The organism is Janthinobacterium sp. AD80 (assembly GCF_002878455.1).
Classification (GTDB): domain Bacteria; phylum Pseudomonadota; class Gammaproteobacteria; order Burkholderiales; family Burkholderiaceae_D; genus Janthinobacterium.
Genome location: NZ_NRDQ01000008.1, coordinates 18,971 through 40,492, shown reverse-complemented (window position 1 = coordinate 40,492; position 21,522 = coordinate 18,971). Strand labels below are relative to the sequence as shown.

General features: G+C 62.7%; 20 protein-coding genes and 1 pseudogene. 13 read left to right on the top strand and 8 right to left on the bottom strand.

The features are described 5' to 3' along the window. Positions 1–261, bottom strand: a pseudogene (locus tag JaAD80_RS01855) (hypothetical protein); the annotation flags it as partial. A gap of 239 nt (positions 262–500) precedes the next feature. On the opposite strand from JaAD80_RS01855, the gene JaAD80_RS01850 reads away from it, so the two are divergent. Further along, entirely contained in the window at positions 501–1,253 is a 753-nt protein-coding gene (locus JaAD80_RS01850; RefSeq protein ID WP_374755216.1) for a Crp/Fnr family transcriptional regulator, read from the top strand. 116 nt (positions 1,254–1,369) lie between these two features. On the opposite strand, the gene JaAD80_RS01845 is transcribed toward JaAD80_RS01850, so the two are convergent. Further along, the gene (locus tag JaAD80_RS01845; protein WP_102292626.1) at positions 1,370–1,588 is read right to left on the bottom strand and encodes a glycine zipper 2TM domain-containing protein; all 219 of its coding nucleotides are present in this window, start codon (positions 1,586–1,588) and stop codon (positions 1,370–1,372) included. 175 nt (positions 1,589–1,763) lie between these two features. After that, the gene (locus JaAD80_RS01840) at positions 1,764–3,812 is read right to left on the bottom strand and encodes an AsmA family protein (protein ID WP_102292625.1); all 2,049 of its coding nucleotides are present in this window, start codon (positions 3,810–3,812) and stop codon (positions 1,764–1,766) included. Positions 3,813–4,063: 251 nt separating this feature from the next. On the opposite strand from JaAD80_RS01840, the gene JaAD80_RS01835 reads away from it, so the two are divergent. From JaAD80_RS01835 to JaAD80_RS01800, 8 genes are all read left to right on the top strand, one after another. Beyond that, positions 4,064–4,468 carry a DUF4398 domain-containing protein gene (locus tag JaAD80_RS01835; RefSeq protein WP_102292624.1) on the top strand — a complete coding sequence of 135 codons (405 nt, stop codon included), beginning with the start codon at positions 4,064–4,066 and terminating at the stop codon, positions 4,466–4,468. Positions 4,469–4,494: 26 nt separating this feature from the next. After that, positions 4,495–5,394, top strand: coding sequence for an OmpA family protein (locus JaAD80_RS01830; protein WP_102292623.1), 900 nt, complete (start codon positions 4,495–4,497; stop codon positions 5,392–5,394). A gap of 144 nt (positions 5,395–5,538) precedes the next feature. Continuing rightward, complete coding sequence (locus JaAD80_RS01825) at positions 5,539–6,075, top strand: ferritin-like domain-containing protein (protein ID WP_102292622.1); 537 nt, start codon at positions 5,539–5,541, stop codon at positions 6,073–6,075. Between the two features lie 58 nt (positions 6,076–6,133). After that, entirely contained in the window at positions 6,134–6,436 is a 303-nt protein-coding gene (locus JaAD80_RS01820; RefSeq protein WP_035826246.1) for a YqjD family protein, read from the top strand. Positions 6,437–6,453: 17 nt separating this feature from the next. Then, the gene (locus JaAD80_RS01815) at positions 6,454–6,840 is read left to right on the top strand and encodes a phage holin family protein (RefSeq protein ID WP_102292621.1); all 387 of its coding nucleotides are present in this window, start codon (positions 6,454–6,456) and stop codon (positions 6,838–6,840) included. 54 nt (positions 6,841–6,894) lie between these two features. Then, on the top strand, positions 6,895–7,233 hold the full coding sequence (locus JaAD80_RS01810) for a hypothetical protein (protein WP_102292620.1): 339 nt from the start codon (positions 6,895–6,897) through the stop codon (positions 7,231–7,233). Between the two features lie 138 nt (positions 7,234–7,371). Further along, on the top strand, positions 7,372–8,340 hold the full coding sequence (locus JaAD80_RS01805; protein WP_102292619.1) for an IS1595 family transposase: 969 nt from the start codon (positions 7,372–7,374) through the stop codon (positions 8,338–8,340). 91 nt (positions 8,341–8,431) lie between these two features. Beyond that, positions 8,432–9,586, top strand: a complete 1,155-nt coding sequence (locus JaAD80_RS01800; RefSeq protein ID WP_102292618.1) for a patatin-like phospholipase family protein — start codon at positions 8,432–8,434, stop codon at positions 9,584–9,586. 33 nt (positions 9,587–9,619) lie between these two features. On the opposite strand, the gene JaAD80_RS01795 is transcribed toward JaAD80_RS01800, so the two are convergent. The 3 genes from JaAD80_RS01795 to JaAD80_RS01785 all read right to left on the bottom strand — a co-directional run bounded on the left by JaAD80_RS01795 (position 9,620) and on the right by JaAD80_RS01785 (position 10,666). Then, the gene (locus JaAD80_RS01795; protein ID WP_102292617.1) at positions 9,620–9,928 is read right to left on the bottom strand and encodes a hypothetical protein; all 309 of its coding nucleotides are present in this window, start codon (positions 9,926–9,928) and stop codon (positions 9,620–9,622) included. Positions 9,929–9,977: 49 nt separating this feature from the next. Then, complete coding sequence (locus JaAD80_RS01790; protein ID WP_092800820.1) at positions 9,978–10,130, bottom strand: DUF3309 family protein; 153 nt, start codon at positions 10,128–10,130, stop codon at positions 9,978–9,980. Positions 10,131–10,222: 92 nt separating this feature from the next. Further along, positions 10,223–10,666: a glycine zipper 2TM domain-containing protein gene (locus JaAD80_RS01785; protein ID WP_102292616.1), complete on the bottom strand. Its 444-nt coding sequence runs from the start codon at positions 10,664–10,666 to the stop codon at positions 10,223–10,225. 255 nt (positions 10,667–10,921) lie between these two features. On the opposite strand from JaAD80_RS01785, the gene JaAD80_RS01780 reads away from it, so the two are divergent. The 3 genes from JaAD80_RS01780 (at position 10,922) to JaAD80_RS01770 (ending at position 13,137) form a co-directional block, all read left to right on the top strand. Continuing rightward, on the top strand, positions 10,922–11,476 hold the full coding sequence (locus JaAD80_RS01780; RefSeq protein WP_102292615.1) for a hypothetical protein: 555 nt from the start codon (positions 10,922–10,924) through the stop codon (positions 11,474–11,476). A gap of 83 nt (positions 11,477–11,559) precedes the next feature. Beyond that, a complete protein-coding gene (locus tag JaAD80_RS01775) occupies positions 11,560–11,871 on the top strand; it encodes a BON domain-containing protein (protein ID WP_046682432.1) in 312 nt (103 codons plus the stop codon). 72 nt (positions 11,872–11,943) lie between these two features. After that, a complete protein-coding gene (locus JaAD80_RS01770) occupies positions 11,944–13,137 on the top strand; it encodes an AI-2E family transporter (protein ID WP_374755215.1) in 1,194 nt (397 codons plus the stop codon). 60 nt (positions 13,138–13,197) lie between these two features. Here the strand turns inward: JaAD80_RS01770 and JaAD80_RS01765 are convergent, their stop codons facing one another. After that, entirely contained in the window at positions 13,198–14,145 is a 948-nt protein-coding gene (locus JaAD80_RS01765; protein WP_102292613.1) for a YihY/virulence factor BrkB family protein, read from the bottom strand. A 77-nt stretch (positions 14,146–14,222) separates the two neighbouring features. Then, positions 14,223–15,248, bottom strand: coding sequence for an OmpA family protein (locus tag JaAD80_RS01760; protein WP_102292612.1), 1,026 nt, complete (start codon positions 15,246–15,248; stop codon positions 14,223–14,225). 501 nt (positions 15,249–15,749) lie between these two features. Here JaAD80_RS01760 and JaAD80_RS01755 point away from each other — a divergent pair. Next, complete coding sequence (locus tag JaAD80_RS01755; protein WP_258002766.1) at positions 15,750–21,506, top strand: alpha-2-macroglobulin; 5,757 nt, start codon at positions 15,750–15,752, stop codon at positions 21,504–21,506. The last annotated feature ends 16 nt before the right edge of the window (positions 21,507–21,522 follow it).

The following is a 21,522-nucleotide window of genomic DNA, read 5'->3' as shown; positions in this document are numbered from 1 at the left end:
CTGCACCGGCTGCTGCGCCTGTTGCTGCGGCGGCAGGGCGGCCAGCGGCTGCATGCCGGCCGGCGGCATGCCCGTTTGCGGCTGGTTCGCCTGCAGGCTGGCCAGCTGTTCGGCCGAGGCGTTGGCCGACAGGGCAGGCGCTTCGCCTTGCGAGGAAGGCAGCCAGCCCATCAGGGCGGCCGTGCCGACGCCGCAGAACAGCAGGACAGCGACAGCGGCCGCAAGGACCAGCGGATGAAGGGATTTGGTCGTGGTGGTCATGGAAGGCTCCTTGGTTTTTTAAAATAAATGAAATCTGGGTGCTACGTCTTGTGCTGCTATCAATATGCCGCGCGCCAGCGACGGCATGGCGCAATGCGTGATGCCAGTGTGCGTTGCTGTGTCGTTCGCTTCCGTGCGTCACCGTACATACAGGACGGGGACGGCACCGTAGGCTAGGTAAAAATTATGTCGAGTTGTAACGACACCAAGGAAACGCAATGCCACCAACGACTGCCAGCATGAACCTGTCCCGCGATGCAGGCCGATCCGGCCTGGCGCCAGCCATGGGCGTGCCATCCGGCAATCGTTTGCTGGCCAGCCTGCCCGAGTCCGACCTGCGCCACCTGGCGGCCCTGTTCGATACCGTCAAGGTCGAGGTTGGCGAAGTGCTGTACGAACCCGGCCAGCCCATCGCGCATATTTATTTCCCCGGCGACTGCCTGATTTCGCTGCTGGCCGTGGCGGAAGGGCGCATGACCCTGGAAGTGGGATCTGTCGGGCGTGAAGGCGTGCTGGGCGCTTCCGTCGCGCTCGGGCATGACCTGGCGCAAGTGCGTGCCGTCGTGCAACGTTCCGGTACGGCCAGCCGCATCGGGCGGGCCGACTTCTGCGCCGAGTTCGCCCAGCTCGATTCGCTGCAGCGCCTGCTGTATCGCTACACCGACACCTTGCTGGCGCAAGCCATCCAGATCGCCGTCTGCAGCCGCTTCCACGTGCTCGAGGCGCGCCTGGCGCGTTCACTGCTGATCACGCGCGACCGCTTGCAGTCGGAAAAATTCCACCTGACGCATGAATTCCTCGCCCACACCCTGGGCGTGCGGCGCGTCGGCGTCACCAAGGCGGCCAGCGCCTTGCAGCAGCAAAAACTCATCACTTACAGCCGCGGCAATATCGAGATCCTCGATTCGGCCGGCCTGGAAGCCGTCTCCTGCCGCTGTTACGAGCTGGTCAAGGATACGGGCGCCATCGGCATGGCCAACGTCTTCGTCTGATTTTCACCTGCTTGCTCCCGCCGCGCACCTGCGCCACGCAGTGAGCTGTCGCCATGCCGCAAACGCAAAAAGGCGGGGTGGGCGCCTGCGCACCCACCCCGCCTTTGGATTGCTGCTTACTTCGGCTTGACCTGGTTGCCGATCACGCCACCGACGGCGGCGCCGCCGACGGCGCCAACGGCGCTACCGCCCGTCAGCACGGAGCCGGCAACGGCGCCGACGCCGGCGCCGATGGCCGTGTTCTTGTCTTGATTGGACATATTGGCACAAGCCGTCAGGCTCAGCAGCAGAGCGGCGACGGAAGTGGTGGCGGCGAGTTTTTTGATGATTTGCATGGCAGTTCTCCTATGAATTCGGACCTCGTGGCGCCGGCATGGTATGGGCCGGAAGGTAGTTCGTAACGCCGCGTGTTTCAGGCACGGTCACAGCATAGAATTGCGCCAGTGCAGGGTCTGTTCGACAACGCACATAGCAGTGTAACAATTGTAAATGCACACCATGGCTTGCCGTTCAGCGACGCTGGCGCGGCGGCTTGCCCGGCGGCGGGGCCACCGGCTTGACGCGGGCCTGGGCCAGCAGCGTTGCGCATTCACTTTGTTCGCCGGGGCCGGCGTTTACCAGTGGCAAGAGTGCCGCCACCGGCGCCACCACGGCCAGCGCCAGGGCGCCGCCCGCGCGCAAGGCCAGCACGCCCTTGTCCACGCTCACGTCCGGCTTGCTGAAGGTGCCTTGTACATACAGGGGCGAGCGCAGCGAGAAGATGCGCAAGCCCTTGCTGTCCGGTTGCAATGTCAGGTCCAGCTGTTCATTGGCCAGGTTCACCGTGCCGTCGATATGCAGCACGGCATCATCCGTATCGACGAGGAACTGGCGCGTGCGCATCAAGCCTTTGCTGACGACGAAATCGGCCGCCATGCAATTGAGCTTGACCTGCTTGTCGCCCACCAGCTTGGTCACCACGATGCTGCCGATATTCAAGCCCATCTCTTCAAGCAGCAGCTTGCTGATGCTGCCGCGGTTGATCAGGGCGCGCACTTCGCCGTTCGAACTGCCCAGCAGGGTGGCGACGGAATTGCCGGTGGCCGACAGCGAGGCGTCGCCATTGATTTCGCCCACGCTCGCTTGCAGGGCGGGCAGGCGGGGGAACAGTTGCTTGATGCGCAGATGGCGGGCGCTGGCCTTGAGCTCGGCGGCGATGCCATTGGGAATGACCTTGCCGCTGCCATCGAGCTTGATCTGCGACGTCAGCGTGCCGCCCGCCACATTGAAATTGAGCGGCGTCAGGGACAGCACGCCATCGCTCAGCACCACATGCGTGTCGAGCTTGCTGATCGGCAATTGCGCATCGCGCGTGATATTGTCGGCCGTGTAGCGCACGTCGGCGTCCAGGCTGGTCCAGCGTTCCGTCTTGAAGGTTTCCACCGGCAGCACGCGTCCGGCCGGCTGCGTCGACGGCACGCCCCGTTCCTTCTTGCTGGCGCTGGAATCGGCGCCCACCAGCGGGCCCAGATCGCTCAACTGCAGCAAACGCGAATGGACTTCACCCGTCAGGCGCTTGCGCGGCTTGCTGGCAGAGAAGGCCAGTTTGCCGCTGATGTCGCTCGAACCCACCTTGCCGCTGAACTGCTCGTACACCCACTCCCCGCCGCCCGGCGCCAGGGTTGCCGTCAGATGGCCTTCCGTGCTGAAGCGCGGCGTTTCCGGCAGCAGCACGCCCGTCAGCGGATACAGGCGGGCCATGCTGGAGCCAGCTATCTTCAGGCGCACGTCGAGCGCGGCCAGGTCCGTCGGGCGCGTCAGCGTGCCCTCGATGGCCACGCTGCTGCCGCCTGCGCGCATGTCTGCCTGGATGGGGAAGGGCGTGCCCTGGCGCTGCAGCGACAGCACGCTGCCCGCCTTGCCGCCGCCCTGGATGGTTTCTCCCCGGTATTTTCCCGCCAGTTTCCACGCGATGCCATAGCGCTTGTCGTCCGCCAGCGTATCGACATCGGCGCGCATTGACGTGTGCGTGACCGCATCGTCCAGCTGCACCGTGCCCTTGCTGAAGACCACGCTTTGCAGCTGCAGCTGCCACGGCGATTGCTGATCCTGTTTCTCGAAGGTCCAGTTGTTCTTGCCATCCTTGTTGCGCAGCAAGCGCACCTGCGGCGAGTCGAAACGCAATTGCGGGATGACGATCTGCCTGTCCAGCAAGGCCAGCGGATTGAGCGAGAACGCCAGCTGGCTGACCGTGGCCAGCTGCGCCGCCTCGCCATCGCTTGCCGCCATGTTGTCAGGGTTGCCCAGGCGCACATCTTGTGCCTGCAAATGCGGCCACGGCAGATAGCCGCGCCAGCCCGTTTGCCCGCCAGCGGGCTGGCGCCACGTCAGCGACAGGTCGCCGGCGATGGCAAACGGCCGTCCCAGCGCTTCGCTGGCGCGCGCATTGAGCCAGGGCTTGGTGCGGTTCCAGTCCATGTTCAGCAGGGTAACGGCGGCCGCTACGGGCAGTGCGATGAGTACGGCGGTGCTGGCAAGGGCGATTTTCTGGCGGCGGGAGAGGGACGTAAAACGTGACATGAGGCATTTCTTTCTGGACAAGTAGACACGATGCTACAGGAATCGCTTGAAAACCGGGTTCGTTTCTGCTTTTGCTGGCGGACACGTGCGTTGGCGCACGTTGCCAAGGACAGTATTGTCGATTTCCTACCCTATGTGCGGCACCGAACGGATATGCGGGGAGCCGGAGCCTATAACGTCATACATCAAACGCAGTTCCTGATTTGTTTTATCCGCGAATTACCTTAGCCCCATTCTCCAGGAGAAGAAAAATGACAAACCGAGATTCCACCCACACCCCCCTGACCGCATTCGCCGCCTGCGTCACCGCCGTTGTCCTGATGACGGGCTGCTCCAGCCTGAAAACCCCGGCCACGGCCGACGTGGCCGTTTCGCGCGCCGCCGTCGATAACGCGGCCAGCGCCGGCGCCGCCGACCTGGCACCCGATGAAATGCGTTCGGCCCGCGAAAAAATGCGCATGGCCAACCAGGCATTGAAAGACCGCGACTACAAAACGGCGCGCGACCTGGCCGACCAGGCGCAAGCCGATGCCAAGCTGGCGCAAAGCAAGGCCAATTCGGCCAAGGCCACTTCCGCCGCCGATGAAATCAACGAGAACATCCGTGTCATGCGCGAAGAACTCGACCGTGCCAACCAGCAAGCCCCGAAACAATAAACCAACAATAAGAACAGGATTCCATCATGAAAAAAGCCACCTACACCACCATTCCCGGCCTGCTGGCCATGGCCGCCCTGGTCGCAGCCTGCAGCTCCGCACCGACCACTACCAGCCTGCTCGACCAGACGCGCGGCGACTACATGGCGGCGCAATCGAATCCGATGGTATCGACCTATGCGCCACGCGAGTTCCGTGAAGCGAGCGCTGCGCTGGAAGAGGCGAACGCGGCCGCCACGCGCCAGGAAGACAGCGAAAAAGTCGACAAACTGGCCTACCTGGCCAAGCAAAAGATAGCCACCGCGCAAGAAGTCACCAAGCAGAAGGCGGCTGAAGCCGATATCGCCAATGCCGGCAAGCAGCGCGACCAGTTGCGTCTCGATGCCCGTACCCAGCAGGCTGACCAGGCCACGGCGCGTGCCCAGGCGGCGCAAGCGGATGCGGAAGCGGCCAAGGCCCAGGCGCAAATGGCAGAAGCCTCGGCCCGCGATGCGCAAGCGCGCGCCGCCGGCCTGGAAGCGCAGCTGGCTGACCTGGCCGCCAAGAAAACCGAGCGCGGCATGGTGATCACCCTGGGCGACGTGCTGTTTGGCACGGACAAGGCGAACCTGACGGCCGATGGCACGAACACGGCGCGCAAGCTGGCCGACGTGCTGAAAAACAACCCGCAGCGTACCGTGCTGATCGAGGGCTTTACGGATAGCACGGGCGGTTCCGCGCACAACCTGGAATTGTCGCAGCGCCGCGCGGAATCCGTGCGCAATGCGTTGCTGGAGCAAGGCATCAGCCGCGACCGCATTGCCACGAAAGGCTATGGCGCCGCCTATCCGGCCGCCGGCAATGACAGCGCGGCAAACCGCCAGCTGAATCGCCGGGTGGAAATTGTGCTGTCGGAAGACAACACTGCCATTCCCGCCCGTCGCTAAGCTGGCCCTGACGCTGGTCCCCTCGTCGGGCCAGCCGTTGGCCCAAGCGCAGCCTGGCGTGCGCCTGGCTGTTGTGTTGTACCAAGGCAGCACCGGTCGCATGTGCACCGGTGGATACCCACGCAAGTATTGAAAGGAAGCATCATGACCCAAACATCTGTTGAGATTCCAGCTGGCATCGACACGGCGGCCATCCGCGCCGCTGCCAAAAACCTCGATGACGGCGCCGTCACGGCCGGCTACCAGGGCAATCGCCAGGAATTGATTACCTTGCTGAATGGGGCGCTGGCCACGGAGCTGGTCTGCATCGCCCGCTATAAACGCCATTACTACACGGTGAGCGGACGCGACAACGGCACCATCAAGGCGGAATTCCTGGAACATGCGCAGCAGGAACAGGAACACGCGGACTGGCTGGCCGAGCGCATCGTGCAATTGAACGGCAAGCCAGATTTTAATCCTGCAACATTGCTTGCGCGCAGCCATGCCGAGTATGATGACTCCGAGGACGTGCAAAGCATGGTGCGTGCCAACCTGATCGCCGAGCGCGTGGCGATCGAGTCGTATCGCCAGATGATCATCAAAGTGGGCGACAGCGACCCGACAACACGGCATTTGCTGATCAAGATCATGGCTGTCGAGGAAGAGCACGCCGATGATATGCGCGATCTAATGGAATAGTGTTTTTGAGTAAAGTAGGTATAGTAACTACATTCATCCACAGCTAAGGAGCTAAACCATGTTGGAAAACAATATCACCACCGTCAATAACGATGTCAAAACCTTGGTCAAGGATGCACAAGCACTGTTCAGCGCCGCCGCCGCGCTGACGGGCGAAAAAGCCGACGAAGTGCGCGTCAAGGGTATGAAGACCCTGGACGCCGCGCTGGCCAAGGCGCACGAGGCGCAAGCTTCGGCCATCGTTGCCACCAAGCAGATGGCTGCCCAGGCTGACGGCTATGTCAAGGAAAACCCATGGCGTACGGTGGCTGTCGCCGCTGGCGTCGGCGTACTGGTCGGCTTCATCCTGGGCCGCAAGTAATCCCATACAGGAGCGATATGGACAAGTCTGCTTCGTCTCACCAGGGGCCGGGATTGATCGGCTCGGTCGCCGGCCTGGCCAAAAACGCCGTCGGACTGATGTTGTCGCGGCTGGAGCTGGCCACCATCGAACTGTCGGAAGTGCGCAATCACATGTTGCAGCTGATTGTCATTTTCGCGCTGGCGACCGTGGCAGGCTTGTTTGCCATCGCTTACGGCAGCGTGCTGATCGTCTTCCTGGCCTGGGATAGCCTGGGCTGGAAGATCCTGGCGATCATGACGGTCGTGTTCATGCTGCTGGCCATCGGTCTGGTCGTGTATGCGCGGGCCATGCTGCGTCAAGGGAAGCTCTCCATGCCGGCCACCATGGCCGAACTGAAGGCCGACCGCGACATGTTGATGTAACCGGCTGGCGGAGCTGTGCTCCGCCAGTTCCGGACTGCCTTTCGAGGAGAATTCATGTCGGATAACGACAAACTGGCACAGCAGGACGCCCGCAAGCGCCTGCTGATTGCCCAGGGCGAAATGTACCGCGTCGGCATCGTGCATGCGCGCGCCAACGTCGGCTACGCGCTGCGTCCCGAATCGATGCTGCAAGGCGTCGTCGAGACGGCCGTCGGCTTCGCCGGCCACCGCGTCGAGTCCTTGCTGGCACCGGGCGGCATGCGCCTGCAAGGCGCCATGCCCTACGTGCTGACGGCGCTGTCCTTTATCGGCCGCAAGAAGCTGGTCAAGCCGGCCTTGGTCCTCGTGGCCGTGGCCGCCGCTGCCGCCAGCTGGCTGCGCCGCAAGCGCTGAGCCTGAAATACCCGGAACGCCGTCATTGACGGCGTTTTTTTTTTGGCTCTGTCATCGGCAAGTGGGGGGGGGGGGGGGCGGAATCTTCCTGTGCCCGCGTGGTCTGACTCTGCATATTCACCATGCACGGAGCCGATCATGTTGTCAGCCGAATGGACGATCTTTATCGCGCAGTTCGCCAGCCTGAGCGCACGCCAGCGCCAGGCCGGCATCGCCCTGCTGCGCGGCAACGCGCCGCAGCAGGCAACCATTGCCCTGATCGAGGACGTGGCGTGCCAGCGCCTGGCCTGCCCAGCCTGCCATTTGGCGCATGTGCACCGGCATGGTCATGCGCACGGCCTGCAGCGCTACCGCTGCGTGTCCTGCGGCCGCACCTTCAATGCCTTGACGGGCACGCCGCTGGCGCGCCTGCGCCACAAGGCGCAATGGCTGGAATATGCCGACTGTCTGCTCGACTCCGTTTCGGTGCGCCGCGCGGCCAGCCGACTGGGCCTGCACCGCAACACCACGTTTCGCTGGCGCCACCGGTTTTTAAGCCTGGCAAAAACGGACCGGCCGCACTGCCTGCATGGCATTGCCGAGGCCGACGAACTGTATGTGCTGGAATCGCAAAAGGGCGCGCGCACGATGACGCGTCCGGCACGCCGCCGCGGAGGCCACGCGACCTTGCGCGGCATGTCGCATGAACAAGTCTGCATCCTGGTGGCGCGCGACCGCACGGGACAAACCCTCGATTTCGTCACCGGCAAGGGGGCCTTGACGAAGGCGCAGCTGCATCGCTGTTTGCCGCCCGTCATGGACCAGGATGTGCTGCTGGTTACGGATGGCCATGCGGCCTATGCCGCTTTTGCCCGCGAGGCGGGCATCAGCCATCAGGCCGTCAATCTGCGTGCCGGCATGCGCGTGCGGGGCGCGGCCCACGTGCAGAACGTCAACGCCTATCACAGCCGTCTCAGGCAATGGCTGCGTCCGTTTCACGGCGTGGCGACGCGCTATCTGCACCATTACCTGGGCTGGCGCTGGATACTCGATGCCAGGCGCATCCGCTCGCCGGAATCATTGCTGAAAGCCACGCTCGGTGATTTCCCACACCTGACGAGGACATAGCCTGCCGGTACCCAACGTCCGGCACGTGCGGGTGCAATCCCTTACAATGATTCACGCCGCATCCCGCGCGGCGGACAGAGGGGCCATCTTGATGACGAATTCGAAGACACCGATCAATCAGTTAAATCCTTCGCGCCTGCGCATCGTGCTGGTGCTGCAGGGCGGCGGCGCACTGGGCGCCTACCAGGCGGGCGTCTACCATGCGCTGCATGAACATGGCCTGGCACCCGACTGGGTGGTGGGCACCTCGATCGGCGCCATCAATGCGGCTATCCTGGCAGGCAACAAGCACGAAGACCGGCTGGTGCGCCTGAAACAGTTCTGGCAGCGCGTCTCCCACCGCGACAGCGTTGACATGAATATGATTTCCGACCAGCAGCGCCGCTCGAACATCTGGCTGGCTACGCTCGATACCGTGCTGCGCGGCGTGCCCGGTTTCTTCAAGCCGCGCTCATTCAGCCTTTTTCCTGCGGGAATCGCAGTGAAGCCGGAGGACGCCAGTTTCTACGATACGAGCGAACTGGCCAGCACACTCGAGGAACTGGTCGATTTCGACTACCTGAACACGCCCGGCGGCATGCGCCTGACGGTCAACGCCTTGCGCGTGAAATGCGGCAGCCTCACCAGTTTTGATAGCCAGGAGCAAGCCCTGACAGCTGACCACATCCGTGCCAGCGGCGCCTTGCCGCCCGGCTTTGCCGGCGTGCGCATCGATGGCGACCTGTACTGGGATGGCGGCCTGTATTCGAATACGCCGCTGGAAACCGTGCTCGACGACACGCCCCACGTCGATACGCTGGTCTTCATGGTCGATTTGTGGAGCTCGGAAGGGCCGGAGCCGACCACGCTCGATGAAGTGCAGACGCGGCAAAAGGACGTTACCTTCGCCTCGCGCTCGAAGCGGCATATCGAGGACTACGTGAATACGCATACCCTGCAGCATAAATTGCGCGAACTGTACGGCAAGCTGCCTGACAGCGCGCACAACCGCCAGCAGACGGAAGAGCTGGTGGCCTTGGGCTGCGACAGCACCATGCACATCGTGCGCCTGCCGTACGCGGGTCGCGACTGGCACATGGCGGCCAAGGACATCAATTTCTCCAAGGGTTCCATCGAATGGCGCTGGGAGCAGGGCTACCAGGACGCCTTGCGTGCCATCAAGGCGGCTGGCTGGCTGGCCTTCGTCACGGAAGACACGCCGCTGGTGGTGCATGAGTTGCCTCCCTACCAGCGCGACGCGGCCTAGCAACGCTGCCTGCTCACGCCGTCGCCACACCGCTTACCGGGCCGGATGTGCCGTTTCCCGGAGCTTTTCCGCGTTCGCCATGTCTTGCCGGTAAGTGTCTTGCGCGTCCTTCAGGCAGGTGGCGCGCGTGGCGGATGGTTCCGAACGGCAGGCTTTTTTGGCCTCGGCCAGGGCGGCAGCGATTTCCTTGCGCAGGGTGCGCAGCTGGGCTTGCGCCGTGCTGTCCTCCTGGTACCAGCGTTGCGGGTCGCCGGCTTGCGGCGTGGCCGTCTGGGCCAGGCCGGGCAGCGTCACGCCGCAGGCAAGCAGGGCGGTCAATGCGATGAGGGGGTAGCGCGTCATGATATTTCCTCCTAGAAATGAAAAAGGCGCCGTAGCGCCTTTTCTTTTTTTACAGCCTGCCCGTCAGTAGCAGCAGGATCAGTATCACTACGACCAGGCCTGCCACGCCGCTGGGGCCGTAACCCCAGTTGCGGCTGTGCGGCCAGGTGGGCAGGACGCCGACCAGGGCCAGGATCAAGATGATCAGTATGATGGTGCCCATGGTATCTCCTTGTGTTGGTGCATTCAGTGCATATGGTGCATTTATATTGCAGAGGCGGCGGCGCAGGCTTGCGGGCAAGCCGCGCCGCGGGATCAATAGCGGTAGACGCGGCCGTCGACCAGGCGCACGCGGTTGCCTGGACGCAGGTCCACGGCGTTGTCCTGCACCACGGTGCGGTATTCGCCATTGTCCAGGCGCACGCTGATCTGGTAGGCCTGCGCCTGCTGCCTGCGTCCCTCCACCTGGTTGCCGACGACGCCGCCAGCAACGGCGCCGGCCACGGTGGCAGCCGTGCGGCCACCGCCCGAACCGATGGTGTTGCCCAGCAGGGCGCCGGCGATGCCGCCGACCACGGCGCCCGCGCCACTCGTTTGTCCACCGCCCTGGACTATCTGGATGGAATCGACAGTGCCATACATGGCGGACTCAGGCTGGCTGGCGGGATAGTACTGTGACTGGGATGGACCGGTGGCGCAACCGCTGAGCACGGCGGTGGCGGCAAGCATCAGTGCAGCCATGGTGGCATGGGTTTTCATTTTATTCTCCTGACGTGGTGAGGGTGTGATGCCATCTTAGTCATGGCCCCGGTCCCGGTCTGTACGCTGCCGCACGCACTTATTTTCCGCCAGCACGGCGCGATTTTCGGTAAAAACGTTGTTATTTATCCCTGCATGCCCGCTTGTTTCAAAAATAATGGCTTGTGTACGGCAGCGTACAGAAGGGTGTCGACTATCCACGTAAAACGGTAGTCATGCCAAGCAGACATGCTTGTCACCACCAGGGAGAAACACATGAACAAGAACAAGCTCTTCACCGCTGTTATCGTCAGCCTAGCCTGCGCCGCCTGGGGTGGCCACGCCGTGGCCGCCACGCCGGAAGCGAAGGCGGCTTACAAGGCGGCCAATGAGCAGGCAGCCCTGAACTACAAGCTGGCGCATGCCGAATGCGAAAAAATCACGGGCAACCCGAAGGATGTCTGCATCGCCGAAGCAAAGGCTGTGCGCACCTACGATGAAGCGGTGGCTCAAGCGCAATATACGAATACCCTGCGGGCCTACACCAAGGCGCGCATCAAGATTGCCGATGCCAACTATGACGTCGACCTGGCACGCTGCAATGCGCTGACGGGCAACGACAAGGATGTCTGCGTCAAGCTGGCCAAGTCCACCAAGGTGGCGGCCCTGGCCGATGCCAAGGCCGACAAGAAAGTCATCGAAGCGCGCAGCGATGCGCGTGAAGCAAAAAGAAAAGCCGAGTACAAGGTCGCCACAGAAAAGTGCGATGCATTAGCCGGCGCAGCCAAGGACGACTGTGTCAAGGCTGCAAAAACCCAGTTTGGCTACTGAGCACCTCCAGGCGCCCGGTAAACACACTGGTATAAGAAGCTCATTGTGAGCACGTTGATTGACCATTCCTAAGGAAAAAAACCATGAAATTCACCAAATCGATCGCTACTGGCCTCTTCGTCGCTTCCCTGTTCGCCGTTGCAGGTTGCGCTTCCACCCCGACCAAGGAAGGCACGGGCGAATACATCGACGACGCTGCCATCACCACCAAAGTGAAAGCCAGCATCTTCAACGAACCTACCCTGAAATCGACGGAAATCAACGTTGAAACCTTCAAGGGCGTGGTACAGCTGAGCGGCTTCGTTGCCCAGCCATCGGACGCAGCCAAAGCTGGCGAAGTTGCCCGCGGCGTCAAAGGCGTGAAATCGGTCAAAAACGATATCCGCGTGAAGTAATGGCAGGGCCCGCCACAGCAGCCGGCCTGCGGGCTGGCGCTGTGGCCCTTCAGCAAACGTCGCGGGATTCTTATGCAAACTCAGCCTTCTGATACCCCGCCCGAGCTGGCTGCCGCCACCGACCCCGCGGCGCTCCCCCCCGGCGCGCCTGCGGAGCCGCTGGACCCCGCCTTGCGGCTGCCGCTGCATGTCAATGCGCGCGGCCTGGCCCTGGGCATCATCGCCACTGTCAGTTTCATCTATGCCTTGCAGTGGGCGCAGAAATTCCTCATTCCCGTTATTTTCGGCATCTTCATTGCCTATACCCTCAATCCCGTCGTCGCCTGGCTGGAAAAGATACGCCTGCCGCGCGCCATTGCCGCCACGGCCGTCACGGCGCTGATCCTGTTCGGCTCCGTCGTCGTCGTCGAGCGCGTCCAGGGTGAATTTGAATCCATCGTTGAAGAGTTGCCGGCTGCCACACACAAGCTGTCGCGCCTGATCGCCGCCAATACGGGCGGCAAGAACAGCACTTTCCAGAAAATGCAGGCGGTAGCCAATGAAATCGAGCAGGTAGCCGCCGGCGCCGAGGCGCGCCGCAATACGCGGCGTGCCGCGGCGGCGTCCGAAGGTCCCAATTTCAAGATCATGGACTGGGTCTGGGCCGGTTCGCTGGGCCTGGTGGGCTTTGTCAGCCAGGCCACGATGGTCATCTTCCTCGTGTTTTTCCTGCTGCTGTCGGGCGACACCTTCAAGCGCAAGCTCGTCAAGCTGACGGGACCGTCGCTGAGCCGCAAGAAGGTCACCGTGCACATCCTGGAAGATATCAATACCTCGATCCAGAACTATATGTTCATGCTGCTCGTCACGAACGGCTTGCTGGCGCTGCTGATGTGGATCGCCCTGCGCCTGATCGGCCTTGAAAACGCGGGCGCCTGGGCCATCGTGGCCGGCCTGCTGCACATCATGCCGTATTTCGGCCCGCTCCTGATCACCATCGCCACGGGGCTGGTGGCGTTCCTGCAGTTCGAGTCGCTGGAAATGGTCTTGCTGGTGACGGGCACGTCGATGGCCATCGCCACCCTGGTCGGCACGTTTGTCACCACCTGGATGACGGGACGCATCGCCCGCATGAATCCCACGGCCGTGTTCATCAGCCTGCTGTTCTGGGGCTGGCTGTGGGGTGTCTGGGGTTTGCTGCTGGGCGTGCCCATCATCGTCATCGTGAAAGTCGTCGCCGAACGCGTGCAGGGCATGGAAGTGGTGGCGGAACTGCTGGGCGAATAAGCGCCCGCCAAAAACACAAACGGCGCCCACGGGCGCCGTTGCTGCTTATGATGCAGGCCGCTACGACTGGTGGCGTTTGAGGATCTTGACCTGCACATCGCCGTCTTCCGTCTTCGGCATGTCCTTCATGCTGCCCAGCTGCAAGGCGAACTGGCGCGTGAATTCGGCGCCAAGGAAGAAAATCTGCGCCGAGTAATATACCCACAGCAGCAGGGCCACCAGCGAACCGGCCGCGCCATAGCTGCTGGCCACGCCGCTATTGCCGATGTACACGCCAATCGCATATTTCCCCAGTGAGAACATGAAGGCCGTGCCCAGGGCGCCGATCAGCACGTCGCGCCAGGACAGGCGCACACGCGGCAGCATTTTATAGATGACGGCGAACAGGCTGGCGATGACGGCAAAGCCGATCAGGTTCGACAGGATGGTAAACAGCACGGCCGTGTCTTTCCACACGCCTTCCCAGAAATTGGCGAGGATGGCCATGGCCGCATTGACCACCAGCGAGACCATCAGCAGGAAGGCCAGTACCAGCACCAGGCCGAAGGACAGCAAGCGCGTGCGCACCATGTCCCAGGCGCCCGCTTCCTTCAGGGGCGGCACTTGCCAGATTTCATCGAGGCTGGCTTTCAGTTCGGCAAACACGCTGGTGGCGCCAAACAGCAGCAGGGCGCTGGCGACGAGGGTGGCGATGCGGCCCTGCTCATGGTTCTTGGCGCCGGCCAGCACCAGCTGGATGGCTTCGGCGCCCTGCGTGCCCAGCAAGCCCTGCAATTGGCCCATCAGCTCGCCGCGCGCGGCCGCCGGGCCATAGAAAAAGCCTGCGATGGCGATCACCAGCACGAGGATGGGGGCGATGGAAAACAGCGTGTAGTAGGCGAGGGCGGCGCCCTTGCTCGAAGCGCGGTGTTCCAGCCATTCGGTGACGGAGCAGACGATGACACTGCGCATCTGCTTGCTGAACGGCGCCAGGCTGGCCAGCTTTGGGTAGCGGGTAGAGAAATTCATGGTGGCTTTCAATGAAAAAAGGGGCCGCAGCCCCTTTTTTTAACTAGTTTTCACTAGCGGCGTACCACTGGTGATGCTTACTGTACGCGGCGTTCGATGGTGATTTGTTCGACTTCAACGCGGCGGTTCGGTTCCAGGCACTTGATCAGGTCGGCACGTTTCTTGTTATCGCACGTGACGACAGGATTCGTCGAGCCCTTGCCTTCGGCCGTCAGGCGGTTGGCGGCCACGCCTTTGGATACCAGGTACTCCTTGACGGCGTCAGCGCGCTGCTGCGACAGTTTCAGGTTGTACTTCGGCGAACCAATGCGGTCGGCATAACCACTGATGACGACGTTGTTGACGTCCGGCGCCGCGGTCAGCACGCGGGCGATTTCGTCGAGCTTGGTCTGTGTCGGACCCAGCTTGGCGCTGTCGAACGCGAACAGTTCCGTCGCCGACATCGTCACTTTTTCAAAGCGTGGCGGTGGTGGTGGCGGTGGTGGCGGCGGCACGACCACGACCACTTCTTCACGCACTGGCGGCGGTGGCGGCGGTGCTGCAGGTGTTGGCGGTTTGTCGAACGCGTAGTTCAGGCCCACGGTGACATACCAGTTGCTCGATTTGCTTTGGTCAAACGTGTTGCCGCGCAAGAAACCATGCACGTTGCGCACATCGACTTGCGTCGACCATTGATCGCTGAGTTTGCTCTGGAAGCCCAGGCCCAGGTTCACGTATGGCGAGCTCTTGCTGCGTTCGCCCAGGGGACCCGTGTCCTTGTCGCGCTGCATGCCGGCGCCAAGCACCACGAAGGGGCTGAAGCCAGGGTTACGGTTGAACATGTACAGACCATCCACGCCCAGCGTATTTTGCTGGTAGCGGCGGCCGCCATCCTTCGAACGGGCATACGTCGTGCCCAGCTGTACATCCCAGTCTTGCGACACTGGCTTACCGAAACGCAAACCACCACCATAGCCGGTCTTGTCGGTAGAGAAATCCGAATCGGGCTTCATGGCATTGATGCTAGGTTGAATATACCAGGACGGGTTGATTTCCTGGGCCTGTGCGCCGAGGGCGGAGCACAGTACTGCGGCGGCAACAGCGATTTTTTTTAGATTATTCACAAGTAACTCCCAACGTTGATAAGAGATTTTCTCTACAGCATCAAAGCGACATCTTGCTACACGTGCTATTGCTCGAGATAGACAACAATTCCATGTGCCCACAGAGACTATTGTGAGATTTGCACTGCTGTTGGACTAGAGAATACGATTCCGGGTTCAACTGGTCGGTGCGTTGGCGCACAAAGCATTGTTGTATATCAATAGTGTTGCTGATTCACGACAAATACTATTCCATTGAAAAAAAATCATCTACTTTAAAGCGACTGTTTTGCATAAAGGGCAAAGCCATCATGCTGGTACCAGAGGCAATCGTACGACTTGCCACGGGCTTGCCACTGTATATTAACAATACTGGTGAGCTTGATAACTAATATTACATTAACGTTGTATTCCTGCCGCGTTCTGTTGCTTTCTGTCGCATTCCTTTGCTTTAGGGGCTACTTCTAGGCAACTTTTTCGCGCCGCCGCCAGTGCCGCCACTTTTCATGAAGGAGTCACCCCGTGCCCAAGGCAAATTGCAAGTTCCCGTCAGCAACCCGGCCAGGCCTTATTGCGCTGCTGCTTACCCTGGCGGCGGCCATGCCGCTCACGGCCTGGGCGGAGAGCGGCGTGGCCCTGTTTTCACCGAGCGGCACGGTCAAGGCCGTGCGCCAGGTACGTGCCCAGTTCGCCACGCCGATGGTGCCGTTTGGCGACATGGCGCTGGCTGCCCCCTTCGCCATCGATTGTGGCAAGGCCGAGCCGGCCGTGGTGGCGGGCGCAGGGCGCTGGGCTGACGAGCGCAACTGGAACTACGATTTTGAACGCGACTTGCCGGCCGGCATTGCGTGCAGCTTTACCCTGAAGCCGGGCCTGAAGGATCTGGCGGGCAAGCCCTTGCAGGGCACGGCGTCCTACCGTTTCTCCACGGGCGGACCGGCCATTGTCGAGGCCGTACCCTATGACGGCCAGCCATACATCGATGAGAACCAGATCTTCGTGCTGGGCCTGGACGCGGCGCCGAACGAGGCCAGCGTGGCCGCGAACGCCTATTGCCGCGCCGACGGCATCAATGAAAAGATTCCCGTGCGCCTGCTCAAGGGCAAGGAACTGGAACAGGTATTGACCCTGCGCAAGAGCTTTCTCGACCGCTACCTGAGCGTGTACTTCAAGAAGCGCGGCGTGATGTGGAAGGTGGGCATGCCGGTAGCCAGCAAGGGCGCGCCGCCGCTGCCCGTCACCGTGCTGCAATGCAAGCGCAGCTTCCCCGCCAACGCCAAGGTGTCGCTGGTGTGGGGCGAGGGCATCGCCAGCGCCACTGGCATCGCCACGGAAAAGGCGCAGACCCTGCAATTCAAGACGCGGCCCGATTTTACGGCGAAGTTCAGCTGCGAACGCAGCAATCCGAAGGAGCAGTGCATTCCCTTCCTGCCCATGCGCGTGCAGTTTTCCGCGCCCGTGCAAGCGTCGCTGGTGCGCGCCATGACGCTGACGGGCGGCGGCAAGACGTATGCGCCAAGCATCTCGAAAGAGGAGGAAAAGGCGGAATTTCTGCAGGACGCCACTTTCAATGGCCCGTTCCCCGTGCAAGCCAGTTTCGTGCTGAACTTGCCGCCCGCCTTGAAAGATGACGCGGGCCGCATCCTGCTCAACCGCGCGCGCTTCCCCATGACGGTGCGCACGGGCGAACAGCCGCCGCTGCTGAAGTTCCCGGCCCCGTTCGGCATCATCGAAGCGAAGGGCGACGGCTTGCTGCCCGTTACCGTGCGCAATATCGAGCCTGTGCTGACCGGCAAGGAAATCGCCAAAGTATCCGCGCCGGAAAGCGCCGCCACGGGCGCCACCTTGCGCGTGCCCGACAATGACGACAAGTTCATCATCGAGTGGATGCAGCGCATGGCGGGCGACGGCGCCGCCGGTGAATACTGGCAGCCCTACGCCCAGTATGCGGGCAACATGAGCAAATCCGTGCTGGCTGGCGCGGCTGGTACGCGCCCCATCAGCCTGCCCCGTCCCGATGGCAGGAAAGCCTTTGAAGTGATCGGCATCCCGCTGCAGAAACCCGGTTTCTATGTGGTGGAACTGGCCAGTCCCATCCTGGGTCAAGTGCTGCTGGGCAAACCGACCACCGCGTATATCCGCACGGCCGCGCTGGTGACCAACCTGGCGGCGCACTTCAAGCATGGCGCGCAATCGTCGCTCGTGTGGGTGACCACCCTGGACAAGGGCGTGCCCGTTGCCAAGGCGCAAGTAGCCGTGCGCGACTGCGCCGGCAAGCTGCTGTGGCAGGGCGCCACCGGCGCGGATGGCGTGGCGCAGATTCCCGGCGAGCTGGCCAATTCCAGCTGCAAGAACAATGACCGCTATTTTATTAGTGCGCGCAGCAACGGCGACATGACGTTCACGCTGTCGGACTGGGTGGGCGGCATCGAAGCCTGGCGCTTCAACCTGCCCACGGGCGACATGCGTGCCGACAATACCCTGCTGGCAACGGTTTTCGACCGCACCTTGCTGCGCGCCGGCGAAACCGTGCACATGAAGCATTTCATCCGCAAGCACACGGGCCAAGGCATGAGCCTGGTCGACAAGAATAACGGTCCCGGCAGCGCCACCTCTGTTGTCATCACGCACCAGGGCAGCGATCAGAACTATCAATTGCCGCTACGCTGGTCGGCCAGCGGCACGGCGGAAAGCGACTGGCGCATTCCCGCCGATGCCAAGCAGGGCGAATACAGCGTGACCATGGCGGGCCGGCCTTCCGGCAGTTTCCGCGTGGAAGCGTTCCGCGTGCCGACCATGAAAGCCGTGCTGCAGGGGCCGAAAGCTCCTGCCGTGCAGGCGAAACAGGTGGCGCTCGATGCGCAGATCACCTACCTGGCCGGCGGCGCCGCCACCAATGCGCCCGTCAAGCTGCGCACGGTGTTGCAAGACAAGAGCGTGAGTTTTGCCGACTATCCCGAGTACAGCTTCAGCAATGGCGACGTGAAGGAAGGTCTTGTGAAACAGGGCACCGGCTACGATGACGACGAGGGCGAATGGCAGGATGAAGGCAACGGCGGGCGCGACAGTGCTGGCGCCGGCGCCACGGCGGCGCGCACGCAAAGCCTGAACCTGGACAAGGCAGGCGGCGCGCGCATCGTCATCGACCAGCTGCCGCAGCTGTCCTCGCCACGCGACCTGGTGGCGGAAATGGCGTTCCAGGATGCGAATGGCGAGACGGCTTCCGTGGCCACGCGCGTCCCGCTGTGGCCGTCAAACTATGTGATCGGCATCAAGCCCGATGCCTGGGCCTTGAGCAAGGACGCCTTCAAGTTTACGGTGGCCGTGCTGGGCACCGATGGCAAGCCCGTGGCCAACGCGCCGGTGGCCGTCGACTTCTTCCAGCGCAACAGTTATTCGCACCGCCGACGCCTGATCGGCGGCTTCTATGCGTATGAAAACAGCAGCGAAGTGGTCAAGCTGGGCTCCGCCTGCACGGGCAAGACGGACAGCAAGGGCCTCCTGATGTGCGACGTGAAGGCGCCCGCCAGCGGCAACCTGATTTTGCGCGCCCGCACCCAGGATGCATCCGGCAACGCGGCCGTCGCCAACCGCGAAACCTGGGTGGCTGGCAGCGGCGACTGGTGGTTCAATGTCAGCGACAATGACCGCATCGACGTGCTGCCCGAGAAAAAGCGCTACGAACCGGGCCAGGAAGCGAGCTTGCAGGTGCGCATGCCCTTCCGTTCGGGCACGGCGCTGATCACGGTCGAGCGCGAAGGCATCCTCGACACCTATGTGCGCCAGCTGAATGGGCGGGAACCTGTGGTGAAAATCCCCGTCAAACCGAACTACGCGCCGAATGTGTACGTGTCCGTGTTTGTCGTGCGCGGGCGGGTCGATGGCGTGCAGCCGACGGCCTTGGTCGACCTGGGCAAGCCGGCCTACAAGATGGGTATCGCCCCCCTGAACGTGGGTTGGCAGGCGCATGAGCTGAACGTCATGGTCGTGTCCGACAAGGAAGTGTATAAAACGCGCGACAAGGCGGAAGTGTCCGTGCGCGTGCGCCGCGCCGATGGCAAGCCGCTGCCGGCCGCCGAAGTGGCGCTGGCGGCCGTCGATACGGGCTTGCTGGAACTGATGCCCAACGATAGCTGGAAATTGCTCGACACCATGATGGCCCAGCGCAGCCTGCAGGTGGAAACGGCGACGGCGCAGATGCAGGTGATCGGCAAGCGCCACTTCGGCCGCAAGGCCTTTCCGGCCGGCGGAGGAGGCGGCAAGGGCGCCAGCCGCGAACTGTTCGATACCCTGCTGTTCTGGAAAGCCACCGTCAAGCTTGACGCCAAGGGCGAGGCCAGCGTGCAAGTGCCGCTCAACGATAGCCTGACGGCCTTCCGCATCGTGGCCGTCGCCAGTGCCGGCAAGGAATTGTTTGGCACGGGCAGCACGGACATCCGCAGCTCGCAAGACTTGATCTTGCTGTCTGGCTTGCCCACCCTGGTGCGCGAAGGCGATCAGCTGCGCGCTGGCTTTACTGTACGCAATACCTCGGCCGCATCCCTGAGCGTGGACTTGAATGCCACGGCGGCCGGCAAGGCCTTGCCACGCCAGAGCTTGACCCTGGCGGCGGGCGAGGCGCGTGAAGTGGGCTGGGATTACCAGGTGCCGTTCGGCGCGCAACAGATTGTGTGGGAGATCGGCGCCAAGGCCGGCAGCCACACGGATACACTGAAAATCACGCAAAAGGTGGGTCAGGCCACGCCCGTGCGCACCTACCAGGCCACCTTGCAGCAAGTCGACAAGCCCATCAATATGTCGGTGCAGATGCCGGCCGGCGCCTTGCCGGGCCGGGGCGGCATCCAGACCAGTTTCGCGGCAAAGCTGGGCGGCGAACTGCCCGGCGTGCGCGAGTACATGGCGGCCTACCCGTACACCTGCTTCGAGCAAAATACGTCGAAAGCCATCGCCCTGCAGGACCGGGCCGCGTGGGACAAGCTGGCCGCCAGCCTGCCCGCCTACCTGGACGGCGACGGCATGCTGAAATATTTCCCCATCATGGAGCAGGGCAGCGACAGCCTGACGGCATATGTGCTGTCGGCAACAGCCGAAGCGGGCTATGCGATTCCCGAACAGACGAAGAACCGCATGGAAGAAGCCTTGACGGCCTTCGTGCAGGGCCGCATCGTGCGCCGTTCGGCGCTGGCCACGACCGACCTGGCCGTGCGCAAGCTGGCCGCGCTGGAAGCCTTGTCGCGTTCCGGCAAGGTGCCGCCCGATGCCTTGGAAAGCATCAGCATCAATCCGAACCTGTGGCCCACCTCGGCCGTCATCGACTGGAGCTTGCTGCTGCAGCGCACGCCAAGCCTGGCGCGCCGCGATGCGCAACTGGCCGAGGCGCAGCAGATATTGCGTTCGCGCCTGAACTTCCAGGGCACGACCATGGGCTTTTCCACCGAGCGCAAGGACAACTGGTGGTGGCTGATGGTGTCCGGCGACGTCAACGCCAACCGCCTGCTGCTGGCCGTGCTGGACAACCCGGCATGGAAGGATGACATCGGCCGCCTGGTGCGCGGCAGCATGGGCCGCCAGAAGAAGGGCCGCTGGGATACCACGGTGGCCAATGCCTGGGGCACCCTGGCCATCAGTAAATTCTCGGCCAAGTTCGAATCGACTCCCGTGACGGGCGCCAGCGCCGTCAAGCTGGGCAGCGATACGCAGGCCCTCGTGTGGAATGGCGCGGCGAAAGTCGGTCCGGTGCTGCAAGCCTGGCCCAAGGGCAAGGATACCCTGGGCATCGCGCACAGCGGCACCGGCAAGCCTTGGGCCACGGTGCAAAGCCTGGCGGCCATCCCGCTGACGGCGCCCGTTTCCAGCGGCTACACCATCAAGAAAACCATTACCCCGGTGGAGCAGAAGACGGCGGGCGCCTGGTCGCGCGGCGACGTCTACCGCGTGCGCCTGGATCTGTCGGCGCAGGCGGACATGAGCTGGGTGGTGGTCGATGATCCGATCCCGGCCAGCGCCAGCGTGCTGGGCAATGGCCTGGGCCGCGATTCGCAGCTGCTGACGGCGGGCGAAAAATCCACGGGCTGGGTCTGGCCCACGTTCGAGGAACGGGCCTTCGATGCCTTCCGCGCCTACTACGCCTTCGTGCCGAAAGGCACGTGGAGCGTGGAGTACACGGTGCGCCTGAACAACGCGGGCGACTTCAGCCTGCCGGCCACGCGCATCGAGGCCATGTATTCGCCTGAAATGTTTGGCGAGTCGCCGAACGCCAACGTGAAGGTGGCGCAGTGAAGCGTGCTGTCTTTGC

Bases quoted from the DNA above. Each gene is read 5' to 3' on its own strand.
- JaAD80_RS01780 (WP_102292615.1), top strand. From the start codon at position 10,922: ATGAACAAGAACAAGCTCTTCACCGCTGTTATCGTCAGCCTAGCCTGC.
- JaAD80_RS01775 (WP_046682432.1), top strand. From the start codon at position 11,560: ATGAAATTCACCAAATCGATCGCTACTGGCCTCTTCGTCGCTTCCCTG.
- JaAD80_RS01790 (WP_092800820.1), bottom strand. From the start codon at position 10,130: ATGGGCACCATCATACTGATCATCTTGATCCTGGCCCTGGTCGGCGTC.
- JaAD80_RS01800 (WP_102292618.1), top strand. From the start codon at position 8,432: ATGACGAATTCGAAGACACCGATCAATCAGTTAAATCCTTCGCGCCTG.
- JaAD80_RS01840 (WP_102292625.1), bottom strand. From the start codon at position 3,812: ATGTCACGTTTTACGTCCCTCTCCCGCCGCCAGAAAATCGCCCTTGCC.
- JaAD80_RS01795 (WP_102292617.1), bottom strand. From the start codon at position 9,928: ATGACGCGCTACCCCCTCATCGCATTGACCGCCCTGCTTGCCTGCGGC.
- JaAD80_RS01815 (WP_102292621.1), top strand. From the start codon at position 6,454: ATGGACAAGTCTGCTTCGTCTCACCAGGGGCCGGGATTGATCGGCTCG.
- JaAD80_RS01765 (WP_102292613.1), bottom strand. From the start codon at position 14,145: ATGAATTTCTCTACCCGCTACCCAAAGCTGGCCAGCCTGGCGCCGTTC.
- JaAD80_RS01835 (WP_102292624.1), top strand. From the start codon at position 4,064: ATGACAAACCGAGATTCCACCCACACCCCCCTGACCGCATTCGCCGCC.
- JaAD80_RS01830 (WP_102292623.1), top strand. From the start codon at position 4,495: ATGAAAAAAGCCACCTACACCACCATTCCCGGCCTGCTGGCCATGGCC.
- JaAD80_RS01770 (WP_374755215.1), top strand. From the start codon at position 11,944: ATGCAAACTCAGCCTTCTGATACCCCGCCCGAGCTGGCTGCCGCCACC.
- JaAD80_RS01810 (WP_102292620.1), top strand. From the start codon at position 6,895: ATGTCGGATAACGACAAACTGGCACAGCAGGACGCCCGCAAGCGCCTG.
- JaAD80_RS01850 (WP_374755216.1), top strand. From the start codon at position 501: ATGAACCTGTCCCGCGATGCAGGCCGATCCGGCCTGGCGCCAGCCATG.
- JaAD80_RS01820 (WP_035826246.1), top strand. From the start codon at position 6,134: ATGTTGGAAAACAATATCACCACCGTCAATAACGATGTCAAAACCTTG.
- JaAD80_RS01845 (WP_102292626.1), bottom strand. From the start codon at position 1,588: ATGCAAATCATCAAAAAACTCGCCGCCACCACTTCCGTCGCCGCTCTG.
- JaAD80_RS01825 (WP_102292622.1), top strand. From the start codon at position 5,539: ATGACCCAAACATCTGTTGAGATTCCAGCTGGCATCGACACGGCGGCC.
- JaAD80_RS01785 (WP_102292616.1), bottom strand. From the start codon at position 10,666: ATGAAAACCCATGCCACCATGGCTGCACTGATGCTTGCCGCCACCGCC.
- JaAD80_RS01805 (WP_102292619.1), top strand. From the start codon at position 7,372: ATGTTGTCAGCCGAATGGACGATCTTTATCGCGCAGTTCGCCAGCCTG.